18 protein-coding genes are annotated in these 21,897 nt (G+C 73.0%); 10 read left to right on the top strand and 8 right to left on the bottom strand.

Annotation, left to right across the window (positions count from 1 at the left end; translation table 11 throughout):
* Positions 1–15: 15 nt before the first annotated feature.
* The 4 genes from IE97_RS0114175 to IE97_RS0114160 all read right to left on the bottom strand — a co-directional run bounded on the left by IE97_RS0114175 (position 16) and on the right by IE97_RS0114160 (position 4,721).
* The gene (locus IE97_RS0114175; protein WP_030238031.1) at positions 16–780 is read right to left on the bottom strand and encodes a sulfite exporter TauE/SafE family protein; all 765 of its coding nucleotides are present in this window, start codon (positions 778–780) and stop codon (positions 16–18) included.
* A 187-nt stretch (positions 781–967) separates the two neighbouring features.
* A complete protein-coding gene (locus IE97_RS0114170) occupies positions 968–2,977 on the bottom strand; it encodes a DUF1996 domain-containing protein (protein ID WP_030238028.1) in 2,010 nt (669 codons plus the stop codon).
* A gap of 252 nt (positions 2,978–3,229) precedes the next feature.
* Positions 3,230–3,916, bottom strand: coding sequence for a lytic polysaccharide monooxygenase auxiliary activity family 9 protein (locus IE97_RS0114165; protein ID WP_030238023.1), 687 nt, complete (start codon positions 3,914–3,916; stop codon positions 3,230–3,232).
* 172 nt (positions 3,917–4,088) lie between these two features.
* Positions 4,089–4,721 carry a GNAT family N-acetyltransferase gene (locus IE97_RS0114160; protein ID WP_030238019.1) on the bottom strand — a complete coding sequence of 211 codons (633 nt, stop codon included), beginning with the start codon at positions 4,719–4,721 and terminating at the stop codon, positions 4,089–4,091.
* Positions 4,722–4,921: 200 nt separating this feature from the next.
* Here IE97_RS0114160 and IE97_RS0114155 point away from each other — a divergent pair, with 200 nt between their 5' ends.
* Positions 4,922–6,010, top strand: coding sequence for a YihY/virulence factor BrkB family protein (locus IE97_RS0114155; RefSeq protein ID WP_078603223.1), 1,089 nt, complete (start codon positions 4,922–4,924; stop codon positions 6,008–6,010).
* Between the two features lie 14 nt (positions 6,011–6,024).
* Here IE97_RS0114155 and IE97_RS0114150 read toward each other — a convergent pair whose 3' ends face one another.
* Positions 6,025–6,477 (bottom strand): flavodoxin family protein, encoded by a 453-nt coding sequence (locus IE97_RS0114150; RefSeq protein WP_030238014.1) that lies wholly within the window; start codon positions 6,475–6,477, stop codon positions 6,025–6,027.
* 96 nt (positions 6,478–6,573) lie between these two features.
* On the opposite strand from IE97_RS0114150, the gene IE97_RS0114145 reads away from it, so the two are divergent.
* Complete coding sequence (locus IE97_RS0114145) at positions 6,574–7,023, top strand: SRPBCC family protein (protein ID WP_030238012.1); 450 nt, start codon at positions 6,574–6,576, stop codon at positions 7,021–7,023.
* A gap of 62 nt (positions 7,024–7,085) precedes the next feature.
* On the opposite strand, the gene IE97_RS0114140 is transcribed toward IE97_RS0114145, so the two are convergent.
* Together IE97_RS0114140 and IE97_RS42485 are read right to left on the bottom strand one after the other, a co-directional pair.
* Complete coding sequence (locus IE97_RS0114140; protein WP_030238009.1) at positions 7,086–11,432, bottom strand: cation-translocating P-type ATPase; 4,347 nt, start codon at positions 11,430–11,432, stop codon at positions 7,086–7,088.
* Between the two features lie 16 nt (positions 11,433–11,448).
* Positions 11,449–12,030 carry a hypothetical protein gene (locus IE97_RS42485; protein WP_051704973.1) on the bottom strand — a complete coding sequence of 194 codons (582 nt, stop codon included), beginning with the start codon at positions 12,028–12,030 and terminating at the stop codon, positions 11,449–11,451.
* Positions 12,031–12,324: 294 nt separating this feature from the next.
* On the opposite strand from IE97_RS42485, the gene IE97_RS0114130 reads away from it, so the two are divergent.
* The 5 genes from IE97_RS0114130 (at position 12,325) to IE97_RS0114110 (ending at position 17,473) form a co-directional block, all read left to right on the top strand.
* Positions 12,325–13,002 carry a nucleotidyltransferase family protein gene (locus tag IE97_RS0114130; RefSeq protein WP_030238002.1) on the top strand — a complete coding sequence of 226 codons (678 nt, stop codon included), beginning with the start codon at positions 12,325–12,327 and terminating at the stop codon, positions 13,000–13,002.
* Between the two features lie 16 nt (positions 13,003–13,018).
* Positions 13,019–13,306 carry a BON domain-containing protein gene (locus tag IE97_RS0114125; protein WP_030238000.1) on the top strand — a complete coding sequence of 96 codons (288 nt, stop codon included), beginning with the start codon at positions 13,019–13,021 and terminating at the stop codon, positions 13,304–13,306.
* Entirely contained in the window at positions 13,303–14,067 is a 765-nt protein-coding gene (locus tag IE97_RS0114120; protein WP_030237996.1) for a metallophosphoesterase family protein, read from the top strand. The genes IE97_RS0114125 and IE97_RS0114120 overlap by 4 nt, the downstream gene beginning before the upstream one ends.
* 229 nt (positions 14,068–14,296) lie before the next feature.
* Positions 14,297–15,961, top strand: a complete 1,665-nt coding sequence (locus IE97_RS0114115) for an alkaline phosphatase D family protein (protein WP_030237991.1) — start codon at positions 14,297–14,299, stop codon at positions 15,959–15,961.
* 144 nt (positions 15,962–16,105) lie between these two features.
* Positions 16,106–17,473 (top strand): alpha-lytic protease prodomain-containing protein, encoded by a 1,368-nt coding sequence (locus IE97_RS0114110; RefSeq protein ID WP_030237987.1) that lies wholly within the window; start codon positions 16,106–16,108, stop codon positions 17,471–17,473.
* A gap of 21 nt (positions 17,474–17,494) precedes the next feature.
* Here IE97_RS0114110 and IE97_RS0114105 read toward each other — a convergent pair whose 3' ends face one another.
* Positions 17,495–18,958: an aminotransferase class I/II-fold pyridoxal phosphate-dependent enzyme gene (locus IE97_RS0114105; protein WP_030237977.1), complete on the bottom strand. Its 1,464-nt coding sequence runs from the start codon at positions 18,956–18,958 to the stop codon at positions 17,495–17,497.
* Positions 18,959–19,438: 480 nt separating this feature from the next.
* Between IE97_RS0114105 and IE97_RS0114100 the strand changes: the two genes are divergently transcribed.
* The 3 genes from IE97_RS0114100 (at position 19,439) to IE97_RS0114090 (ending at position 21,861) form a co-directional block, all read left to right on the top strand.
* Entirely contained in the window at positions 19,439–20,623 is a 1,185-nt protein-coding gene (locus tag IE97_RS0114100) for an amidohydrolase (RefSeq protein WP_030237974.1), read from the top strand.
* Positions 20,624–20,686: 63 nt separating this feature from the next.
* Positions 20,687–21,220, top strand: a complete 534-nt coding sequence (locus IE97_RS0114095; protein WP_030237970.1) for a DoxX family protein — start codon at positions 20,687–20,689, stop codon at positions 21,218–21,220.
* A gap of 77 nt (positions 21,221–21,297) precedes the next feature.
* Positions 21,298–21,861 carry a hemerythrin domain-containing protein gene (locus IE97_RS0114090; protein WP_030237966.1) on the top strand — a complete coding sequence of 188 codons (564 nt, stop codon included), beginning with the start codon at positions 21,298–21,300 and terminating at the stop codon, positions 21,859–21,861.
* Positions 21,862–21,897 lie beyond the last annotated feature (36 nt).

Genomic DNA, 21,897 nt, shown 5'->3' with positions numbered 1-21,897 from the left:
CCGGTGGGGCGGCTGTCACTGGAGCACCAGGTGGACGAGGGCGATGGTGCCGACCGACACGATCAGGGTCCGCAGGACGGCGGGGCTGAAGCGGCGGCCCGTTCTGGCTCCGAGGAGACCGCCCAGTGCGGATCCGGCGGCGATGAGCAGGACGGCCGCCCAGTCGAAGTCCGCGAAGAAGAGGAAGAGCACGGCGGCGACGGTGTTGACGAGGGCGGCCAGCACGTTCTTGACGGCGTTGAGCCGCTGGAGCGTGTCGTCGAGCACCATGCCCATCAGGGAGACGTAGATGATGCCCTGCGCGGCGGAGAAGTAGCCGCCGTAGACGCTGGCGAGGGTCAGCCCGGTGAAGAGCAGCGGGCCCCCGTCACGGCGGACGGGTCCGCCTCGGTCGCGACGGCGGCGCACTCGTGCGGCGATCAGGGGCTGGCAGGCGACCAGGACGAGGGCGAGGCCGACCAGGGCCGGGACGATCCGATCGAACGCAGCGGCGGGCAGGGTCAGCAGCAGCACCGCGCCGGTCAGGCCGCCCAGTACGGCGCCGCCACCCAGCAGCGCGACGCGTCGCCCCTGCCCTCGGAGTTCCTCGCGGTAGCCGATGATCGCGCCGATGGAGCCGGGGACCAGTCCGAGCCCGTTGGACACCGTGGCGGTGACCGGCGGGAGTCCGGTGGCGAGCAGCACCGGGAAGGTGATGAGCGTTCCCGACCCGACGACGGCGTTGACTGCGCCCGCGCCGGCACCGGCCGCGAAGACGGCCGCCATATCCCCCGGTGTCATGCCACCCCTCTCATGGCGGCGGAGCCGCGTGTGACGTTCCTGGTGAGGTTCATGGGGTCACGCTAGAGGGTGAGCGGTTCGGCGGTCGCCGAAGGGTCCCGGGCCGGGCCTCGGTCGCGGGAGCCGGAACGGCGGCAGGCCCCCTCGGGGTCCTGCCGCCGTTTCCCTGCTGGTGGGTGATGTGGTGTCAGCCGCGGCGCGCACGGCGGAGGACGACGAAGCCCGCCAGGACCAGGACGGCGCCTGCCGCGGCCGGCCAGAGCTGGGCACCGGTGTCGGCCAGGCCGCCGCTGCCGACCGCCTGGGGCTCGGTCCGGGGCGGGAGCGACGGGGTCGGGGCGGAGCTGGTCGCCGTGCCGACCGCCTGGGACTGGCCGAGACCGTCCGTGTCCTCGCCGGTCTCCTCCTTCGAGCCGCCCTGGTCACCCGTGTTCGCGGTCCCCGCATCCGCCGTCGCCGTCGCCAGTACGCCGGGGGCGTCAGTGCCGGGGGACTGTCCGTCCTGGTCCGGTTCGGGGGCCGGCTTGTTCGTCGCCGGCGGCTGGACGGCCTCGCCCTTCCCGTCTTCGGAACCGTCCGCGTCACCGGGCTGGCCGCCGGCGTTGCCGCCCTGCTGGGCGTCCGGCGTACGCGTGGGCTGGTCCGCCGGGGCCTCGGGCGTCTTCGTCGGCTGCTCCTGCGGGGCCTCGGGGGCCTTCGTCGGCTGCTCCTGCGGCTCCTCCCCCGCGCCCGGCTCCTGACCCGGCTCCTCGCCCGGCCCGGCTTCCGCGCCCGCCCCGCACGTCCGGCCCTCGTTGATGCAGTCGACCATCTCCCGCATCAGACCCTCGTCGAAGACGTTGATGAAGTCGCCGTGGTCCGTGACCGGCTTGTGCAGCTGCTCCGGGAAGGAGTCCACCGCGAAGAGCGGTGTCGTGCGGCCGCCGTCCTTCAGGCTCGGCGCGTCGACGTCGTAGACGATGCGCTGGACCAGCTGCGGAACGGGCCGGAAGCCGGACGGGCAGTTGCCCGCGGCGTCCGTGAACGCCATGTGCGTACGGTGGTTGGCGCTGTCGGTGTTGCGGCCGTCCCAGCAGCTCTGGAACTTGAAGGTGCGCACGACGTCGCTGCCCTGCGGGCACAGCGGGTACTTGTCCTTCAGCTGCCGGTCCTCGAGGCCCGTGCAGCTCCATGAGGCGTTGGCGTTGGCCGGGCCGTTGAGGAACGACTTGGCGTCGCCGGTGATGATGCGCAGCAGCCGCGGCATGGCGGTGACCTTGCCGCGCGGGTTCCCCTGGAAGGTCAGCGTGACCTGCTTGGGCGTGACGATCTCACCGGCGTTGCCCTCGATGCCGCCGCCGGGCGAGTCGGCGTCCTGCTCCTGGGTGCCGTTCTGGAGGCGCAGGACGGGCCAGTAGTAGGAGGACCTGTCGCCCGGGTCGACGCAGCTGGTCTCGGCGTTCGCGAGGTCCTGGTCGCTGGCGAAGGCGTTGTTGGCCTGGTTGCCGATGTAGTCGTGGAAGTGGTGGGCGCCGTTGGTGACGCCCGGGGCGGCGATGATGTTGTCGGAGTTGAACAAGCCGTTCTCGTTCACGCCGCAGTCGGTGGCGAAGGAGCCGCGGGAGGCGTCCGCCGCCTGGCGCGGGCGGGAGGCGTCCGGCTGGACGCTGGTGATGGGCGCGAAGTCGGCGGCGACCGGCCCGTTGCCCGCCTGTCCGCCGTTACCGCCCTGGCCGCTGCCCTGCCCGCCCTGGTCGCCGTCGCCCTGCGCCTGGCCGGGCTGCTCACCGGTGTTCCCGTCCGTGCCTTCGCCCTGCGCGGGGGCCTCGTTGCCGGAGTCCCGTACGGCGCAGGCGGCGAGGGTGTCGAGCCCCTCGGGTCGGTTCCCGACGCGGTCGATGGCGATCGCGATGCGCTCGAGGGTCGCGGCCCGCTTGTCCTTCAGCGGGTTCATGATGGCGTTGTCGGCGAAGCCCGCGTCCTGCCGCACCTGCTGGGCCGACTCGCTCAGCCGCTGGTACGCCTTGGCGATCTGCTCGTCCAGCAGGGCCAGTTCCTTGTCGACCTCCGGCCTCGCCCGGTCGGGAACCGCGGTCAGCTCGGTGGCGACGTCCGGGCAGTCGATCGTGGCGCCCGCGGTCCGGACCCCCGTACCGGACCGCGTCCAGGCGGCGTCACCGCCGCCGTCGGTTGCGGAGGCGTAGACGTTCGCCGCCATCAGGCCGCCTCCGCCGAGGATCAGTGCGAATGCGGCGAAGGTCGCGCGTCGCGGGCCGGTAGGGCGTCTTCGCGTGTTGCGTCCCAAGGGTGCTCTCCTGCGCTTGTGGCGTGCCGGGCATGAAAATCCCCTTGCCCCATACGTACGGGAGCACCGGCGTGTTCAAGCGTCCCCGGAATTCTTCGGAAACTCTCAGGAAGCACAGGGCGTGCCGGTCCCCGCCGGACGCACGACCCGGCGGAGACCCGCAGGTCAGCGGAAGTTCACGTCACTGCACAGGAAGTAGGTCTGGTCCATGTGCGAGGCCTGCCAGATCGTGTAGACGACGTGCCGGCCACTCAGCCCCGAAGTGCTCACCGGAATCTCGTAGTTCTGGCTGGGCGCGTACTTGCCCGTGCGGGCCACGAGGCGCAGGTCGCTCCAGGTCAGCGGCTGGGTGGTGGGGTCGAAGCCCTGCCGCGTGACGTAGACCAGGAAGTAGTCGGCGCCGTGACTGGCCTGGTCGTACAGCTTCACGGTGAAGTTGCGGCCGATGTCCGTGGTCTTCCACGCCCCGACCGTGTCCAGGGAGTTGTACCGGCCGCCCTCGGTGCGTCCGCCGCTGCACAACTGTCCGTTGGGGACCACGGCCTGGAAGTTGCCGCCCGAGCCGTTGCGGTACAGGCCGTTCCAGTTCCACATGGCGTTCGCGTCGGCCCGCCACGCCTGCCAGCACATGGGGTCCTGCTGGGCCATCGCGGGGTTCAGGTGGTCGCTGCCCCAGCGCTGCCAGCAGCCGTAGTTGCGGGATGCCGGGTCGACGACCGAGCCGTGCGCGACGGCGGTGCCGCTCCAGGGGAGCAGGCTCAGCAGGGCGGCGACCAGCACACTCAGGGCGAGCGCCAGACGTGATCGTGGCCTGAGACCACCACGACTAAGGACATGACCATGACAATTCATGATCTCCTTCTTTCGGATGTGGGGGTTGTCGAAGCTCTTCCGTGGGGAGCGGGAGAGCGTGGGAGCGCTCCCGCAGTGCACAGGGTGCGCCCGAAGACACGGGTCGGCAACGTCTGATTGCGCCACTTCCGCTCCTCCTGGCGCGTTCGATGCGCCTGCCGGGCCGGGGGCGTCAGAGACGGTCGGCTTCCTCGGTGGCACGTCCGAGGTAGGTGGTGGCGCCGGGCCCGGGGACGTCGAGCTCGTGGAAGCCCACTCGGCCGTAGAAGGCCCTGGCCCGGGTGTTGGCGGTCCCCATGGCCAGGTGGACGGCCGGTACTCCCCTGCCGTGCAGAGCCTCCAGGAAGGTCCGCATCAGGCGGCGTCCGTGGCCCCCGCCCTGCCACTCGGGCAGCAGGTCGATGTGCAGATGCGCGGGGTACGCGGCCAGTTCGGGAACCACCATCCGTTCGGGACGGTGCAGCAGACGGGCGATCTCCTCGTCAGGGGTGCGCGGCGGTTCGGGCGGCGCCGGGTAGCGGTCGGCGACCAGAGGCAGCCACTCGGTGCGGAAGGCCTCCGCGAAGCGCCCGGTGTCGGCCGTGCCGAGGATGTAGCCGACCGCCTGCCCCTGCCCGTCGTCCAGCACGAAGGCCAGTTCCGGCTCCAGGTGAACGTACGGCGCCGCGAAGGTGGCCGGGAAGACGCCCGGGTCGACGTAGTGAGGGCGGCTGTCCTGGCCGTTGTGCGCGGTGCGGACGCAGATGTCGTCGAGGGCCGGACCGTCCTCGGAGCGGTACGGGCGGACGGCAGGGGACGCGGTCATGAGGGCATCGTGCCCGGTGCGGAGTGCTCCCTCAACCCCGCCGGGAGAGCCGCGCCGGCCATTCCCGAGACCAGGGAGGGGACGCGCTTCGGCGTGGCCGCACGGCGGACGGCGGGGTGCGTGACCGCGCGCCGGGCCCCGGACCCAGGACGGCGCGCCGAGCGCGGCTTAAGGGCACCGCGCGGGGTTACCCGGTGCGCATGGTGAAGCTGCATATTCCAGGACGAAAAGAACACCGAGAGGCCGAGGCCCCGGCTCAGGACCCCGCCTCCACTCGTGCCCCGGCTTCGGAAGCCGATGCGGCAGAGCCCGGGCCGGCCCCCGAGGTGGAGCGTGCGGCGCCGGACACGCCGAGCGAGCTGCCGCGGAAGTCGTGGGGCGCGGTGCTGAAGGGGAGCCTGCGCGAGTTCAAGGACGACGAGCTGACCGACCGGGCGGCCGCGCTGACGTACTACGGAGTGCTGGCACTGTTCCCGGCCCTGCTCGTGCTGGTGTCGGTACTGGGCCTCACCGGCAAATCGACCACGGACAAGGTGATCGACAACCTCCAGCAACTCGCCCCCGGCTCTGCCCGCGACATCATCACCCGGGCCGTCGAGCAATTGCAGGGCAACGCCGGTATCGGCTCCCTGATGGCGATCGTCGGACTCGTCCTGGCGGTGTGGTCGGCCTCCGGGTACGTGGGCGCGTTCATCCGCTCGGCCAACGCCGTCTACGACATGCCCGAGGGGCGGCCGGTGTGGAAGGTGCTGCCGGTGCGGGTGGGTGTGACGGTCGCGCTGATGATGCTGGCCACGTTCAGCGCGCTGATCGTGGTCTTCACGGGCGGGCTGGCCCGTGAGGCCGGAACGGCGCTCGGGATCGGCGACACCGCGCTGACGGTGTGGTCGATCGCGAAATGGCCGGTCCTGGTCGTGCTGGTCACGATCATGATCGCGCTCCTGTACTGGGCGACCCCGAACGCCAAGGTGAAGGGATTCCGCTGGATCACGCCGGGCAGCGTGCTGGCCCTGGCGATCTGGCTGGTCGCGTCCGCCGGCTTCGCGGTCTACGTCGCCAACTTCGCCTCGTACAACAAGACCTACGGCACGATGGCCGGTGTCATCGTCTTCCTGGTGTGGCTGTGGATCACCAACCTGGCCATCCTGCTGGGCCTGGAGTTCGACGCGGAGACGGCACGGCAGCGGGCCATCGCGGGAGGTCATCCGCCCGAGGCCGAGCCCTACACCCAGCCGCGCGACACCAGCGCCTGGGACGAACAGGACCGACGCCGAATGGAAGAGAGCTGACCGCCCTCGCCCTCTCAGCCCATGAGTCCGGCGGCGGCCGTCGCGCCCAGTTCCCAGCATTTCCCGACGTCGCTCTTGTCCGGCTCGCCGGTCACCGTCACGGCCTCGGCGGTGCGGCGCCAGCCGAGGCCCGTCGTGATCGCCTCGATGCCCCGCACCGCTCCGGTGACGTCGTTCCCGCCGTGGACCCAGTAGCCGAAGGGCCGGCCGCGGGTCGCGTCCAGGCACGGGTAGTAGACCTGGTCGAAGAAGTGTTTGAGGGCTCCGGACATGTAGCCCAGGTTGGCGGGGGTGCCGAGGAGGTAGCCGTCGGCGGCGAGGACGTCGGAGGCGGTGGCGGACAGCGCGGGCACGCGCACGACCCGTACGCCCTCGATCTCGGGATCCGTCGCGCCGGAGACGACGGCTTCGAACATCGCCTGGCAGTTGGGCGAGGGCGTGTGATGGACGATCAGCAAGGTGGCCACGTCGTCCGACCCTACAAGTCGTGGGCGCCATGACTGAACGGCGCGCGAACTGGTACCCGGCGGTTGCTCACCGTACGAGAAAGGGAGGTAACCGCCTTGTCCCAGGTAGAGGAATCCATCGAGGTCCGCGTCCCGGTGCACACCGCGTACAACCAGTGGACGCAGTTCGAGACGTTCCCCGAGTTCATGGACGGTGTCGAGCGCATCGAGCAGCGCACCGACACCCTGACGCACTGGGTGACGAAGATCGGCGGCCAGCAGCGGGAGTTCGACGCGGAGATCACCGAGCAGGTACCCGACGAGCGGGTCGCGTGGACGACCGTGAACGGCGAGGCGAGGCAGGCCGGCGTGGTGACCTTCCACCGCATCAAGGACGACACGACCAAGGTCATGCTCCAGATGGACTTCGACCCCAGTGGCATGGCCGAGACGGTGGGCGACAAGCTCGGGTTCGTCAAGCGGCAGGTCTCCGGTGATCTGCAGCGGTTCAAGCGGTTCATGGAGGCCCGTGGGTCGGAGACGGGAGCCTGGCGCGGCGAGGTCTGATCAAGCGACGAGGGCGGCCGCCACCACTGCTCGTGGTGGCGGCCGCCCTCGTCGCTTGCCCGTCAGGCCACCACCGGCTTGGCGATCCCGCTGTGCAGCAGATCCCGGGCCTTCTCGCTCAGGTCGGCCAGGCGAAGGGCGGCCCGGGCCGCGGTGTCGTAGAGGCTGTGCACGGCCTGGAGGCGTTCCAGGCGGGGGGCGAGGGCGGAGAGGGCGATGGCCAGGGCCACGCCCGCCCAGGCCACCGGGCCGAGCGGCGTGCAGCCGAAGAAGTGGCTGACGCCGGGGGTCTGGACGAGTGCGGCGAGCACGGCGGCCGAGCCGAGGGCCGTCGCCCACACCAGCGGACTCCGGCGGCGCCCGGAGAGGGTCTGCACCAGTTGTGCGCCCACCACGCCGCACAGCGCCATGGTGGTGGAACGGCGTTCCGTACCGGGGGTGAGGCGGCCGATGAGATAGGCCGCGACAGCGCCGAAGCAGGTGGTGATGCCTCGCCGCCGGATCGAGCGCAGCAGGGGCGCGCCGAGGACGTCGAGGCCCATCGGGCGGGTCGCGGCGTGCTCGGCCGTCGAGGGGTCGTCGCTCGGGGTGACCGCCACGGCCATGGCCGGGAACATGTCGGTGAGCAGGTTGACCAGGAGCAGCTGACGCGTCGACAGGGGCGATGCCCCGGCCAGCAGGGTGCCGAGGACACTGAAGCCGACCTCGCCGGCGTTGCCGCCGATGAGGATGCTCACCGCGTCGGCGACGCTTCGCCACAGGGCCCGGCCCTCGACGACCGCGTCCACCAGGACGGACAGGTCGCCGGTGGTGAGCACGAGGTCGGCGGCGTTGCGGGCCGCGGCGGAGCCGCGGGCCTCGATGCCGACGCCGACGTCGGCGGCGCGAATGGCGGCGGCGTCGTTGGCGCCGTCGCCGATCATCGCCACGACCCGGCCCGCCTGTTGCAGGGCCTCCACGACGTGCAGCTTCTGCTCGGGTGCGACACGGGCCACGACGCCCGCACCGCGCAGAACCCGGACCCGTTCGCGGCGCTCCATGGCGACCAGTTCGTCGCCGGTCACGACTTCGGTCTCCTCGGGCCAGCCCAGTTGCAGGGCGATCGCGCGGGCGGTCTCCGGGTGGTCGCCGGTGAGCATGACGGGCAGGATGCCGGAGCTGCGCAGTTCCGCGAGCAGCGCCTGTGAGGTGTCGCGGGGCACGTCGGCGAGCGCGATCAGTCCGCTGAACTCCAGGTCGGCGAGCGACGCGTCGAGTTCGGCGTCGGCGTCGCCGGCCCGGCAGGAGCGGCGGGCGACGGCGAGGACGCGCAGGCCTCGTCCGGCCAGTTCGTGGGCGGTGTCGGTCGCGTGACCGGGCAGGTCCCGGCAGGCGGGCAGGATCGTCTCGGGGGCGCCCTTGACGACGAGGACGTCACCGAGGTCCGGGTCGCCGTCGCGGCCGACCGCCGCGGCGTAGCCCCGGCGGGCCTCGAAGGGCAGCTCGCCGACCGGCGTCCAGCCCTCGTCGGGCGGGGCGACGTCGAGGACGGCCTCGTCGGTGGCGTGCGCGACGCGGCGCCCCTGTTCCGTCTCCTCCTGCGGGCAGGCGCGCGCGGCCAGACGCATGATCGGTGCGGCCTGTTCGCTGTCCACGTCCAGGACGGTGCCGTCGGCGGTGGCGACGCGGACCAGGCGCAGTGTGTTCTCGGTGAGGGTGCCGGTCTTGTCGAAGCAAACGGTGTCGACCCTCCCGAGCGCCTCCAGGGTGCGCGGGGTGCGCACCAGGACGCCGCGCCGGGACAGCCGGCGGGCCGCCGCCATCTGCGCGACCGTCGCCACGAGCGGGAGTCCCTCCGGTACGGCGGCGACGGCCACCGCGACACCGCCGCTGACGGCGCGTCGTATCGGACTGCCGCGCAGCAGGGACAGCCCGGTCACGGCCGCGCCGCCCGTGAAGGTCACCGGCAGGGCCTTGCGGGTCAGCTCCTGGAGCCGGGCCTGAACGCCTGCGGGCGGCGGGGTGCGGGCGGCGAGCGTGACGGCACGTCCCGCCTCGGTCCGGTCACCGGTGTCGACGACGAGCGCGGTGGCGTTCCCGGCCACGACGGTCGTGCCCTCGAACACCATGCAGGCGCGCTGCGCCACCGGCGCGCCCGGGGTGGCGTCGAGGGCCTTGGCGACCGGCAGCGATTCGCCGGTGAGGGCCGACTCGTCGACCTCGAGACCGTCGACGTCGAGCAGGCGTGCGTCGGCGGGTACGACGTCGCCGGCGCCGAGGGTGATCTCGTCCCCGGGCCGGAGCCGGGCCGCGTCGACGGTGACCGTGCGGGTGCGGCCTTCCCGCCTGCGGGCCTTGGGCTGCTGCCGGGCGGCCAGCCGGGCCAGTGCCTGTTCGGCGCGCAGCCGCTGGAGTCCGCCGGTCACGGCGTTGAGGTCCATGGCACCGACCACCAGCAGCGCGTCGACGATCGAGCCGAGCAGCGCGGAGGCGACGGCGCCCGTGGCCAGGACGGGGGTGAGCGGGTCGTCGAGTTCGCGGCGTACGGCGCCGGCCGCCTGCCAGGTCCAGCGGGCGGGTGTCAGCGCGGGCCGGCGGGTCAGGCGTGCCGCCCGCTGTCGCGTGCGGTCGGTGAGCAGGGCGAGTCCGCGGGGCTCCTCGTCCCTTCCGGTCCGTGCCAGCCGGGCGTGGGCCTCGTGGGGCTCCAGGGCGTGCCAGGGGATGTGCAGCCGGGGCGGGGGCGGGGTGGCCCGGGCCACGCGGGTGGCTTCGAGCCAGCCGGCGAGCAGGGCGTTCGCGGCGGCGATGTTGACGGGGGCGTGCCGGCTGAAGGGCCACCGGCCGGCCGGGCCCGGGGCTTGTCCGCCGCGGGCGACCAGCAGCCCCGACAGGGCCGCGCCGGCGCGGGCCAGGGTCTGCGAGCGGCGTCCGACGCGGCGGGCCGCCGGGATCGCCGTCAGCAGTCGCCAGACGTCGGCGAGTCCCCCCGGGGCCAGCACGTCGGCGCCCCAGGAGACGGCCGTCCGGCTGTCGGTGAGAGCGATGGCGATGTCGCCGGCGGGCAGTCCGGCCGCGACGTGCCCCTCGCCGGACTCGCTCAGCCGGGCGACGGTCACGACCACGCGCCCGTCGTCCTGGAGGCCGCGTACGACGTCCGCGAACGGTGTCCCGCTCGGGGCGACCTCGTCGGCGAGCCGGGTGATGTCCTTCAGGTCGGAGCCGCCCGCGATCACGACGTGCAGTCCCGCCCTGCGGGCTGCGTCGAGGACGGCCTCGGCGTGGGGGTCGACCGGATCGTCGGGCAGGCCGTCGGCGGGGCCGGACGCGTCGTCGCTCCGGGTCCGCCGGCTGCGCAGGGCGTCGGCGTGCAGGACGAGGGCGTCGGCGATCTCCAGCTGCCGCAGCCGCTCCGCGCTGCGCACGAGGATCCCGGAGTGGGCGAGGAAGGTGCCGAGGGTCGCGTTGAAGGCGGCCGGTCCGTACCGGGCCGCCTTCGGGGATCCTGCCAGGACCGCTTCGGCCGCTTCCCTCGCGTCGTGCGTCACGAGGAGGGTGGCGGCGGCGCCGGCGAGGCTTCCGGTGCTCGCGTGGGACGCGTACTCCTGGGCGGGTGTCACCCGCAGCGGCGGCCGGGTGCCGGCCGGACAGGGCAGGCTGGTGCGCCCTTCGAGGCAGATGTCGTCGTGCAGGGCCTCGAACGCCGCGGCCCTGGACACCGCCTCGGTCAGCTGGGTGCCGCGCAGCACGCCGTCGAGCACGAGTGCCAGCGGGGTCTGGCCGACTCCGTGTGCGGCGGCGTTGCCGGCGGCGAGGACGAGCTCCATGCCGGACTTGCCGAACCGCTGCCTCAGGAAAGCGCGGAAGCGGGGGTTCTCCCGCAGCAGCGTGACGCCGGCGGTGACGATGCGTGAGGTGGGCGGCAGGCGCAGCGAACGGCCGGCCAGGGCACCGGCCGCGCCGGCGGCGTCCAACAGGATGCCCGCCGCGGTGACGCGCACCTCGCCGGGGTCACCGGGGTGGGAGACCTCCGGTGCTTCCGGATCGGCGCCCTCGTCCAGGCCGAAGCGGGCGGCGAGTTCGATGGCCCGTTCGGTGACCCGGTCGGTAGCGGTCTCCTCGGCCGCGGTGACCACCAGGCGGGACAGTCCCTCGTCCCAGTACGCCAGGAGGACGTCCGGGTGCTCGAGCAGTTCCCCGGCCAGCTTGCGGGCACGGGCGGCGGCCTCGCCGTCGGAAGGCCGCAGCGCGAGGTGGACGCGCTGCCCGGCCTTCCAGTGGTGTGCGCCGGTCAGGGCGTTGCGGGCGACGTTGCGGACGCGGCGCGTGGTGTCGTAGACGGACGTCACTCCCTGTGCGGTGCTGCGGGCGGCGCCTGCGGCCGCCCCGGCCACGGCCCCGGCGAGCGGGGCGACGTCGAAGCGTGTGAGCATCTGCTGGTGTCCCGACTCAGCTGGTGGGGCGGCTGTCGTGTCCGTGCCGGTGGATCTGCTCCCGGTCCGGTTCCTCGCCGTGCGGGTCGTGGTGGGTGGTGGCCTCGGCCACCTGTTTCAGCGCGGACGCGGTGGCTGTGTCGCCCACTTTGGCCGGCTGCTCGTGCACGTGCTGTTCCGGCCGGTCGTGCCGGTAGTGCGACGCGGCGAGCTTGTCGCCGGGGCCGTACGAGGTGTCCGGCTCGTCCGGCGTGTCCTTCGCGCCGGCCTCCGAGGGGCGTTCGCCGGCCCGCTCGGCCCGCGGACCGCCGTCCGGGGGCGCGCCGTCGGGCCCGTGTCCGGGCCGCGGCCGGGTCAGCCAGGCGACGGCGGCGCCGGTGAGTGCCACCGGCCACTCGACCACTCCGGCCACGCCGAGCACACCGGCACCCGCGTACACGGCCATCCGGCGGCCGCGCGGCGACACGGCTCCGATCCGGTCCAGGGTGCCTCCGGCCACCTTGCCCACCTGTTCCGCACCCGGCACATGCCTCAGCCCGGATGCGACGGCCCGAAGCGGCTGCGGAAGATCGGGCGAACGTGATGTCTCCTGGTTCATGTCGACCTCCACGAGCGCGATATCATGCGGCTCCCCCCGGTTTCCCAGCTCTTTGCCCCATATTCCGCTTTTCGACGAGTGACTGCTTGTCGTGGGCGACGCAGGGGCCGGCGTCGTGCGCGTGCGCCGGGTGGTGCCGGGCGTTCCCATGGCCGGGAACGTCGCGGTCGGGCTCACTCCGGCACCCTGCCGTGTCGGTCCGCAAGCGTCGGGTACTCAGAGCGGGCACGCAGGCCGTCTCGGGTCCGGGCAGCGCAGGGCAGAGCGGTGTCCGGTTCGGCGAATGGAGGGGTCATGACGCAGAACGGTGATGACGCGACGCTCGTCCGGCGACCGGGGATCCCGGACCTCCGGATGGCCCCGGACCGTGCCGAGCCCGCGCCACCACAGGACCCGCAGGCCGCGGAACCGCCGCAGGAGCTGCCCCTGGACCGCAACCAGGCGCTGCTGGAGGCGGCCAAGCAGGTCGGTGCCCTGCTGAAGCGGAAGGGGCACCTCTTCGCGCTGGCCGGGAGCGTGGCCGCCTACGCGCACGGCGGCGAGAAGAACCTGCAGCACGACGTCGACTTCGCCATCCGCCCCGAGGACGCGGAAGCGGTGGCGGCCACGCTCCGCGAGGCCGGGCTGACGGTCTACACCCCGCCGGAGGACTGGCTGATCAAGGCCACGTGTTTCGGACAGCCGGTCGACATCATCTTCGAGCTGGCGCACCAGCCGGTCGGCGCGGACATGCTTCAGCGGGCGGAGGAGGTCTCGGTCGACTCGGTGCGCATGCCCGTCCTGGCGCCGACCGACCTCCTGTGGAGCCTGCTCGCCGCCTTCTCCGAGCATCACTGCGACTTCGGCGCGGCCCTGCCCATCGCACGTGCCCTGCGCGAGAAGGTCGACTGGGAGCGGGTGCGGCGCGAGTGCGGGGACGCGCCGATGCCCGCCGCCTTCTTCTTCCTTCTGGAGCGCCTGAACGTCATCTGAAGCGGAAGGAACACCCATGACCACCCACGGACCGGAGCACGCGGGCGGCGGTGAGCCGGCGCGGAACCTGGACTACCGGATCGCCCACCTCCAGGACCGCCTCGCCTCCGGCGACCTCGGGGAGCTGGGCGTGCGGGCCGAGGCCCGCGGCCAGACGGTGCTGCTCACCGGCACCGTGCCCTCGGCGCCCTGCCGCGACGAGATTCTGCGCACCGTCCACGAGGAGCTGGCCGGGGTCCCGGTACACAGCGACCTCGTGGTGACCGAGGCGTCCTCCCCCGACCACGCGGAGGAGCTCTCATGATCCGCATCGCAGCCGTCGGAGACATCCACATGGGGCCCGAGAGCCAGGGTGTGCTCCGCCCCGCCTTCGAGACCCTGCCCGAGTGCGCCGACCTTCTGCTGCTGGCGGGTGACCTCACCCGGCACGGCACGCCCGAGGAGATGCGGGTGGTTGCCCGGGAGATCCAGGATCTGGGCGTCCCGGTGGTCGCCGTCCTGGGCAACCACGACCATCACGACGACCGGCCCGACGAGGTCTCGGCCATCCTCCGGGAGGTCGGCGCCCACGTCCTGGAGGGCCAGGGAACGGTCGTGGAGAGCGGCGGAGCACGGATCGGCGTGGCCGGCACCAAGGGGTTCGGCGGCGGTTTCGTCGGCCGTTGCGCCGGGGAGTTCGGTGAGCCGCTCATGAAGGAGTTCGTCAGGTACTCGCGCCGGCGCGCCGACGCCCTGCGGGCCGCTCTGGAGGGGTTGGGTGAGAAGGGCTGTGACGCGCGGATCGCGCTGACCCACTACTCCCCCGTCCCGGAGACGCTGGCCGGCGAACCGCTGGAGATCTATCCGTTCCTGGGCAGCTATCTGCTGGCCGAGGCGATCGACACGGCCGGTGCCGATCTCGCGGTGCACGGGCACGCGCACGCCGGCACGGAGCACGGCATGACGAGCGGCGGCGTGCGGGTGCGCAACGTCGCCCAGCCCGTCATCGGGCGCGCCTTCCACGTCTACCACCTGCCGGTCCGTGACCACGCGACCACCGGGGCCGCCGCCCGAGCCGCCCACTAGGCACCGCCCGTCACCCATCCGCCGCCGGCCGACGCCGGCGGCGTTCTCCGTGTGCCGCGACGGCGGCGCCGAGGCCCCGCTCCGATGCCGCCTCTGGTGTGAATACGCCGCACGTCGTACCGGTTCCAGGCATTTTGTCTGCTTAGCATGCATGCTCCGCGCTCCGCACATCTGCGATGTCCCCACGCGTCCGCCCGGGGTGCGACCGCCCCGTACGAGAGGACATCAGATGGCGCTGACGGGCCGTCGTGGAGCCCTGTCCGAGCATGCCCTTTCCCCGCACGACGACGTACTGCGCACCGCGGCGCCGCACGTCGCCCGCCGCCGTTTCCTGACCGTCACCGCGGCGGCGGCGATGCTCGCCTTCGCCACCAACCGGCCGGCCCGCGGCGCCACCGCCGCCGCCGAACTGGACGCCGCCCGGGTCTCCGCGGACCCGTTCACCCTCGGGGTGGCCTCCGGCGACCCGCTGCCGGACTCGGTACTGATCTGGACCCGGCTCGCGCCCGAGCCGTTCGCGGAGGACGGCGGCCTGGGCCGGGAACGGCTCGTCGTCGAATGGGAAGTCGCCGCGGACGAGCGCTTCGCGCTCGTCGAGCAGCGGGGTGCCGCCACGGCCCACCCCGAGTACGGCCACAGCGTGCGCGTCGACGTCAAGGGCCTCATGCCTGACAGGCACTACTACTACCGGTTCCGGGTGGGAGGCTGGATCAGTCCCACGGGCCGGACCCGCACGGCACCGGCCGCGGGCGGCGAGACGGGTGCCATGCGGCTGGCCGCCGTGGCCTGTCAGTCCTACCAGGACGGCTACTACACGGCCCACCGGCATCTGGCGCAGGAGGACGTCGACGTGGTGTTCCACCTCGGCGACTACCTGTACGAGTATCCCGTGGACGCCTCCGGCGGGGCCCGCCGCTACAACGACCGCACCCTGCCCGACGTGTTCAACCGCGAGACGGTCACCCTGGCGGACTACCGTTTGCGTTACGCGCTCTACAAGAGCGACCCGGACCTGCGCGCCGCGCACGCCCGGCACCCGTTCCTCGTCACCTGGGACGACCACGAGACGGAGAACAACTACGCCGGCGCCGTCGACGAGAACGGCAGTCCCCCGGAACGGTTCCTGGTGCGGCGCGCCGCCGCCTACCGGGCCTACTGGGAGAACCAGCCGCTGCGCGCCGAGCAGCTGCCGCAGGGGCCCGACGCCCGGTTGTACCGCCGGCTGGCCTGGGGTTCGCTCGCCCAGTTCGACATCCTCGACACCCGTCAGTACCGCTCGGACCAGGCCTACGGCGACCGGCCGCATCCTCAGGGCCCCGAGTCGGACGACCCGGCCCGCACCCTCACCGGCGCCGCACAGGAGAGCTGGCTGCTGGACGGGTGGCGGAACTCCGGCGCACTGTGGCACGTGACGCCCCAGCAGGTGTGCTTCTCCCAGCGCAAGTTCGAGGCGACCACCCCGGCCCGGGTCTCCATGGACGCATGGGACGGCTACCGTGCCTCCCGCGACCGGGTGGTGGCGGGCGCGAAGGCCGCGGGCATCGACAACTGGATGGTCCTCACCGGAGACGTCCACGTCGGGTACGCCTTCGACATCAAGGACGACTTCGACGACCCGGGGTCCAGGACGCTGGGCACGGAGGTCACCTGCACCTCGATCACCAGCGGCGGGAACGGAAGCGAGAAGCCGGCCAACTGGGACACGTACATGAGGGCCAACCCCCACATGCAGCACTACGACGGCCGGCGCGGCTACGTCCGGGTCGAGCTGGGTCGCCTGAGGGCCCAGGTCGACTTCCGCACCGTCTCGGGCGTCACACGGCCCGGGGGCACCGTCTCGACGTCCGCGTCCTTCGTCACGGAGGTGGGTTCGCCGGGTCTGAAGCCCGCGTGACCGTCCGGCGTCCCCAGTACTGCAGTTGGCGCCCTTCCCCGCGCCCAAGCGCGAAACGGGACCGCCCCGGGCATCGCTCCGGGCCGTTCCGGCAAGGCCTATGGCCTCATGACCGCTTCACCGTGACCGAAGGAGACACATCGAATGGGCCACAGACATGCCGTGCCCGGCCGCCGGGCTGTCCTCACCGTGCTCGGCGCGCTCGTCGCCACCGGGATCCCCTCCGCCGTGGCGGCCGAACCCGCGCCGCCCGCGGGCCCGCTGCCCTCGGCCGCCCAGACCCTCGGCGCCGACCGGCCGTCGGCTCCGGTGCTGCGTGCCATGGAACGCGACCTCGGGCTGACCCCGGCTCAGGCGTCCCGGCGACTCGTCAACGAAGCGGAGGCGGGCACCCGGGCGGGGCGGCTGCGCAACGCCCTGGGCGGCCGCTTCGCGGGGGCCTGGCTGCGCGGCACGACGTCGCAGGAGCTGGTCGTGGCGACGACCCACACGACGGACGTGCCCGCCATCCAAGCCCAGGGAGCCAAGGCGGTTGTCGTGAAGAAGACGCTCCGTGACCTCCGGGCCGCCAAACGGAAGCTGGACGCGGCGGCGGTCCGCCACAGCACCCGTGACACCCCCGTGTGGTACGTCGACATCCCGGCGAACCGGGTCGCGGTGGAAGCCAGGAGCAAGGCCGCGGCAGCCGCGTTCGTCAAAGCCGCGGGCCTCGATGCCAAGGGCGTCGGCGTCAGGGTGACGGCGTTGCGGCCCCGACTCCTGGCGGACATCACCGGCGGCGACGCCTACTACATCAACGGCACGGCCCGCTGCTCCGTCGGTTTCTCCGTCACCAGGGGCACGCAGCAGGGCTTCGCCTCGGCGGGCCACTGCGGTAGGACGGGCGCCAGGACGACCGGGTACGACAACACGCCGCAGGGCACGTTCCAGGCCTCCACGTTCCCCGGCAAGGACATGTCGTGGGTGGCCGTCAACGACCGGTGGACGACCACCGCGAACGTGCGGGGCGAGGGCGGGCAGAACGTGCGGATCACCGGCTCGGTGCAGGCGCTGGTCGGCGCGGCGGTCTGCCGCTCCGGCTCCACCACCGGGTGGCACTGCGGCCGGATCGAGCAGCACGACACGAGCGTCAGTTACACCGAGGGCAGGGTGAACGGGCTGACCCGGACGACCGTGTGCGCCGAGCCGGGCGACTCGGGCGGGCCCTTCGTCGCGGGCGCCCAGGCGCAGGGCGTGACCTCCGGCGGTACCGGCGACTGCGGTAGCGGGGGCCACACGTACTACCAGCCGGTCAACCCGCTGCTCAGCGACTTCGGGCTCACCCTGAAAACCACGGCCGCCGATGCCGCGGCCCCGCAGGACAACGTCGCGCAGACGTGGGCCACCGGCCGTGTCTACGAGGCCGGTGCCGTGGTGATCCACGCCGGTGTGCGCTACCAGTGCCTGCAGACCCACCAGGCGCAGGGCGCCTGGGCACCCGCCCGCACCCCGGCCCTGTGGCAGCGAGCGTGACGAGGGATCAGCTCCTGCGGGTCAGGCCCGGGCCACCACCCGCAGCGTCCGGACGGAGGAGTCGGCCGCGTCCGGGATGAGGACGCCGTGCTCGACCCCGCTGCGCAGGTAGTCCAGGACCTCGTCGGTGATGACCTCGCCGGGCGCCACCACGGGCACGCCCGGCGGGTAGGGGCTGATCATCTCCGCGGCGATCCGTCCCGCGGCCCGCTCCGCGGCCACGTGCTCGACCGGGGCGAAGAACGCCGCGCGGGGCAGCATCGCCTGCTCCAGTTCCAGCGCGGAGGGCTCGGGCAGCCGGACCGGGGGGCGCCGGTCGACGTACTGCGCGTGCTCGACGAGCGCGCGCAGGGCGTCCACCAGGATCTCCTCGGTCTCGTCGTCGTCGGCGCAGGTGATGGAGGCGCTGATGCGGCAGCTGTCCGAGCCGCCGACGTCCACGTGCCGGTGGGTGCGCAGCCACTCCGTGGCCTGCATCCCGCTCATGCCGAGCTTGCGTACGTCGATGACGAGCTTGAGCGGGTCGAGGTCGGCGGCGAGCCCCTCCTCCACGACCTCGCGTCCCATGGGCCGCAGGCCCGGCATGTCGGCCACCGCCGCCCGGATGCGTCCGGCGCGGTGGATGGCCGCCTCCAGGAGCTCCAGCCCCTGTTCCACCATCTGGCGGCGCCAGCCGTCGAGCGTGGCGTACACGAGGGAGGAGGCGCTGGTGGTGCCGAGCAGGTCCTCCCGCTGAGCGAGGACCTCGGGCGACACGCGGTCGTACTGCAGGTGGAAGACGGAGCTCTGCTCCACGGCCCCGCCCATCTTGTGCACGCTGGTCACCACCAGGTCGGCCTCGGCGTCCATGCCCCAGACGGGCAGGGCCGGGTGGAACGGCAGGTGGGCGCCCCAGGCCTCGTCGACGATGACGGGCACGTCGAACTCGTGGCACACCCGGGCCACTCCCTCGACGTCCGCGCAGGATCCCCAGTCGGTGGGCGTGATGAGCAGCATGCCCTTGGCCTCCGGGTGCTCCCGGAGCCGCCTGCGGACGTCCTCGGGCTCGGGCGGGTGGGCCAGATGCCGTTCGGTGTCGAACTTCGGGTGCACCCAGATCGGTTCGACACCGTTGACGACGACCGCGGCGATGACGGACTTGTGGGCGTTGCGGGACAGCAGGAGCTTCTCGCCCGGCCCGGCCGCGGCCAGCATGGCCGTCTTCACGGACAGGGAACTGCCGCAGGTGGAGAAGAACGCGTGCTCGGCACCGACCGCGTCCGCCATGAGTTCCTGCGCCTGGCTGAGGACGCCCTGTGACTGGCGGCGGTCGTCCAGCCCGTTGAGGGAGAGCACGTCGGACCGGAACACATCGAGCCCGACGATCTCGGCGACCCGGGGGTCCACTCCCCTGCCCTGCTTGTGGCCCGGCGGGCCGTAGGCGATGTCGCCGCGGCGCCGGAAGGCCTCCAGCGCCTCCAGCACGGGCGCGCGCGAGTGGTCCATGGTTCCTCCCAGATCGGGCCCGCCCGGCCGTCACCGCTGCGTCCACGCTGTCGTGGCCCGGCGGGTACACAGACCGTGTTGCACCGGTGCACCGCTCGAAACGCCGCGCGGGTCGCGAGGCCGTAGCGGTGCGGTCGGCGGCCGGTGCGGGGGCGGGCCCGGCCGGGTCTCGCGGCCTCATGCCGGGCCTCTCGTGGCCTCTCGCCGCACTCCGGTCGGTACGGGTGTGTTCCGTCCTCGAAACGCCGCGCGGGTCGCGAGGCCGTCGCGGTGCGGTCGGCGGCCGGTGCGGGGGCGGGCCCGGCCGGGTCTCGCGGCCTCATGCCGGGCCTCTCGTGGCCTTCTGCCGGGCCTCTCGTGGCCTCTCGCCGCACCCCGGCCGGTACGGGTGCGTTCCGTCCTCGAGGCGCGGCGCGTGTCACGGTGGCGTGCGGAGAAACCCGGGCGGGGACACACCGCTTCCGACGCCGGGGAGGACTCGTGGACCGCACGCGTGAGGACGTGCACCAGGCCGTTCGTGAGGAGGTGGCGGCGCGGGCGGGCGCGCTGTGGAACGTGGCTCTGCGTCTGCACGCCGACCCCGAGTACGGCTTCGCCGAACACCGGGCGGCGGCCCTGCTGTCGGGCGAGCTGGAGCGGGCCGGTTTCGCCGTGGAGCGCGGCGTGGCGGGGATGCCCACCGCGTTCACGGCGCGCTCGGGCCGGGGCCGGCCCACGGTGGCACTGCTGATGGAGTACGACGCCCTGCCGGGGCTCGGCCACGCGTGCGGCCACAACCTCATCGCGGCGGCGGGCCTCGGTGCCGCGCTGGCGGTGGGTGCCGTGGCGGAGGCGTCCGCCGGGTCGGTGCTGGCGGTGGGCACTCCCGCGGAGGAGGGCGGAGGCGGCAAGATCCTGGAGGTGGAGGCCGGGGTGTTCGACGACGTCGACGCGGCGCTGATGTTCCATCCGGGCGTGTACAGCTGGGCGCGGGCGCCGCTGACCGCGCAGGTGCAGTACCGGGTCGCTTTCCACGGCCGGGCGGCGCACCCCACGGGGAATCCGACGGAGGGCGTCGACGCGCTCGCGGCGCTCGTGGAGCTGTTCAACGTGCTGGGCGTGGTGGGGCGGCGGCTGCCGGACGGCTCGCACGTGCAGGGCATCGTCACCCATGGCGGCACCGCCACGAACATCGTCCCGGAGTACGCCGAGGGCTTGTTCGGCCTGCGCGCGGCCACGACGCGGGCGCTGGACGACCTGACGGACCGACTGCGGGTGTGCGCCGACGGTGTGGCCCGGGCCACGGGCACCACCGCCGAGGTGGAGCGGGCCACCGTGCGCTACGAGCACTTCAGGGACAGTGAGGTGCTGTCCGAACGGTTCGCCGCCCACCTGGCCCGGGCCGGGATCCCGCTGTCACCGCCCGCGCCCGGCGTGTACCTGGGGTCGTCCGACATCGGGAACGTCAGTACGCGGGTGCCGGCCATTCACCCGTTCGTGGCGATCATGGACGAGGACGGTTCCGACCACACCCCCGAGTTCGCCGAGGCCGCCGCGTCCGACCGGGCCCGGGAGGTGTTGGTCGCCGTGACCGAGGCCCTCGCGTGCACCGCCGCCGACGTGCTGCGGTCCGGGGAACTGCGCGAGGAGGCGTGGGCGCGGCACCGGGCGGCGCGAACCGGGTGAGTGCCATCGCCCCTGGCGGGGAACCCGGCGAACGCCGTACCACCGACACCCCTGGAGAGGGCCATGAGTCTGATGCGCTTGCTCGGCCGCCCCATGCTGGCCTCGATGTTCCTCACGGGCGGCCTGAACTCCGTCCGGGAGCCGGAGCAGGTGGCTCCGATCGCGGAGCCTGTCGTCCAGCCGGTCACGGATCGCGTTCCGGCGTTGCCCGACCGCACCGAGCAGGTCGTGCGCCTGAGCGGCGCGGTGCAGGTCGCGGCCGGGCTGATGCTGGCCACGGGGCGCATGCCGCGTCCGGCCGCGCTGGCCATCGCGGCCACTCTGGTGCCCACGACGCTGGCCGCGCACCGCTTCTGGGAGGTGGAGGACCCCTCGGAGCGTGCCGAGCAGCGCATCCACTTCTTCAAGAACATGTCCATGCTCGGCGGCCTGCTGATCGCCGCCGACGACACCGGCGCCCGCCCCTCGCTGCTGTGGCGCGGCACCCACGCCGCCCACGGCCTGCGGCGTGACGCCGGGCTGGTGCGCCGCTCCGTCCGTGCCACCGCACGCCCGGCCGCGGCCGCCGGACGGGTACGGGCCAAGCTGCCCGCCTGATCCGTCCGGGGGACGTGGGCCGCACCGCGCGTTAGCTCCTGAGGCCCGGGGAAACCCGTGGGCTGGAGGTGAAGGACATGGGACACGGAGGGAACGTCATCGACGAGCTGGTGACCGATCACCGCGAAGTCGAGGAGATGTTCGGCAAGATCGAGGCGCTGCCGGCGGGGCACGAGGACCGCAAGCTGTACGCGGACCAGGTCACGATCGAGCTGGTCCGGCACTCGGTGGCCGAGGAGGCCTACCTCTATCCGGCCGTGCGCGAACACGTGGCGGGCGGGGACGAGCTCGCCGACCAGGAGCTCCAGGACCACGCCACGGCCGAGCGGATCATGAAGGACCTGGAGGGCTGTGATCCGGGCGACGCCGAATTCGACCGGCTGATCGGCATGCTGATGAGCGAGATCCGCTCGCACATCGCGGACGAGGAGGGGAACCTCTTCCCGGCGCTGCGGCAGGCATGCCCGGCGGACGCGCTCGACGAGCTGGGCGAGAAGGTGCGGAAGGCGAAGAAGACCGCCCCGACCCGGCCCCACCCGGCTGCCCCGGACAGGCCTCCGGCGAACAAGCTGCTGGCTCCGGGCACCGGAATGGTCGACCGGCTTCGTGACGCGCTGACCGGCCGGGGGAAGTCCGCGTAACGCCGCCGCCCCACGAGGGAGGGGCCCGTCGCCTGG

It is taken from the genome of Streptomyces sp. NRRL S-455 (assembly GCF_000717875.1).
Taxonomy (GTDB): domain Bacteria; phylum Actinomycetota; class Actinomycetes; order Streptomycetales; family Streptomycetaceae; genus Streptomyces.
This window is presented reverse-complemented; position numbering and strand designations above follow the sequence as displayed.

Bases quoted from the DNA above. Each gene is read 5' to 3' on its own strand.
- IE97_RS0114175 (WP_030238031.1), bottom strand. From the start codon at position 780: ATGACACCGGGGGATATGGCGGCCGTCTTCGCGGCCGGTGCCGGCGCG.
- IE97_RS0114170 (WP_030238028.1), bottom strand. From the start codon at position 2,977: ATGGCGGCGAACGTCTACGCCTCCGCAACCGACGGCGGCGGTGACGCC.
- IE97_RS0114165 (WP_030238023.1), bottom strand. From the start codon at position 3,916: ATGAATTGTCATGGTCATGTCCTTAGTCGTGGTGGTCTCAGGCCACGA.
- IE97_RS0114160 (WP_030238019.1), bottom strand. From the start codon at position 4,721: ATGACCGCGTCCCCTGCCGTCCGCCCGTACCGCTCCGAGGACGGTCCG.
- IE97_RS0114155 (WP_078603223.1), top strand. From the start codon at position 4,922: ATGGTGAAGCTGCATATTCCAGGACGAAAAGAACACCGAGAGGCCGAG.
- IE97_RS0114140 (WP_030238009.1), bottom strand. From the start codon at position 11,432: ATGCTCACACGCTTCGACGTCGCCCCGCTCGCCGGGGCCGTGGCCGGG.
- IE97_RS42485 (WP_051704973.1), bottom strand. From the start codon at position 12,030: ATGAACCAGGAGACATCACGTTCGCCCGATCTTCCGCAGCCGCTTCGG.
- IE97_RS0114130 (WP_030238002.1), top strand. From the start codon at position 12,325: ATGACGCAGAACGGTGATGACGCGACGCTCGTCCGGCGACCGGGGATC.
- IE97_RS0114125 (WP_030238000.1), top strand. From the start codon at position 13,019: ATGACCACCCACGGACCGGAGCACGCGGGCGGCGGTGAGCCGGCGCGG.
- IE97_RS0114120 (WP_030237996.1), top strand. From the start codon at position 13,303: ATGATCCGCATCGCAGCCGTCGGAGACATCCACATGGGGCCCGAGAGC.
- IE97_RS0114115 (WP_030237991.1), top strand. From the start codon at position 14,297: ATGGCGCTGACGGGCCGTCGTGGAGCCCTGTCCGAGCATGCCCTTTCC.
- IE97_RS0114110 (WP_030237987.1), top strand. From the start codon at position 16,106: ATGGGCCACAGACATGCCGTGCCCGGCCGCCGGGCTGTCCTCACCGTG.
- IE97_RS0114105 (WP_030237977.1), bottom strand. From the start codon at position 18,958: ATGGACCACTCGCGCGCGCCCGTGCTGGAGGCGCTGGAGGCCTTCCGG.
- IE97_RS0114095 (WP_030237970.1), top strand. From the start codon at position 20,687: ATGAGTCTGATGCGCTTGCTCGGCCGCCCCATGCTGGCCTCGATGTTC.
- IE97_RS0114090 (WP_030237966.1), top strand. From the start codon at position 21,298: ATGGGACACGGAGGGAACGTCATCGACGAGCTGGTGACCGATCACCGC.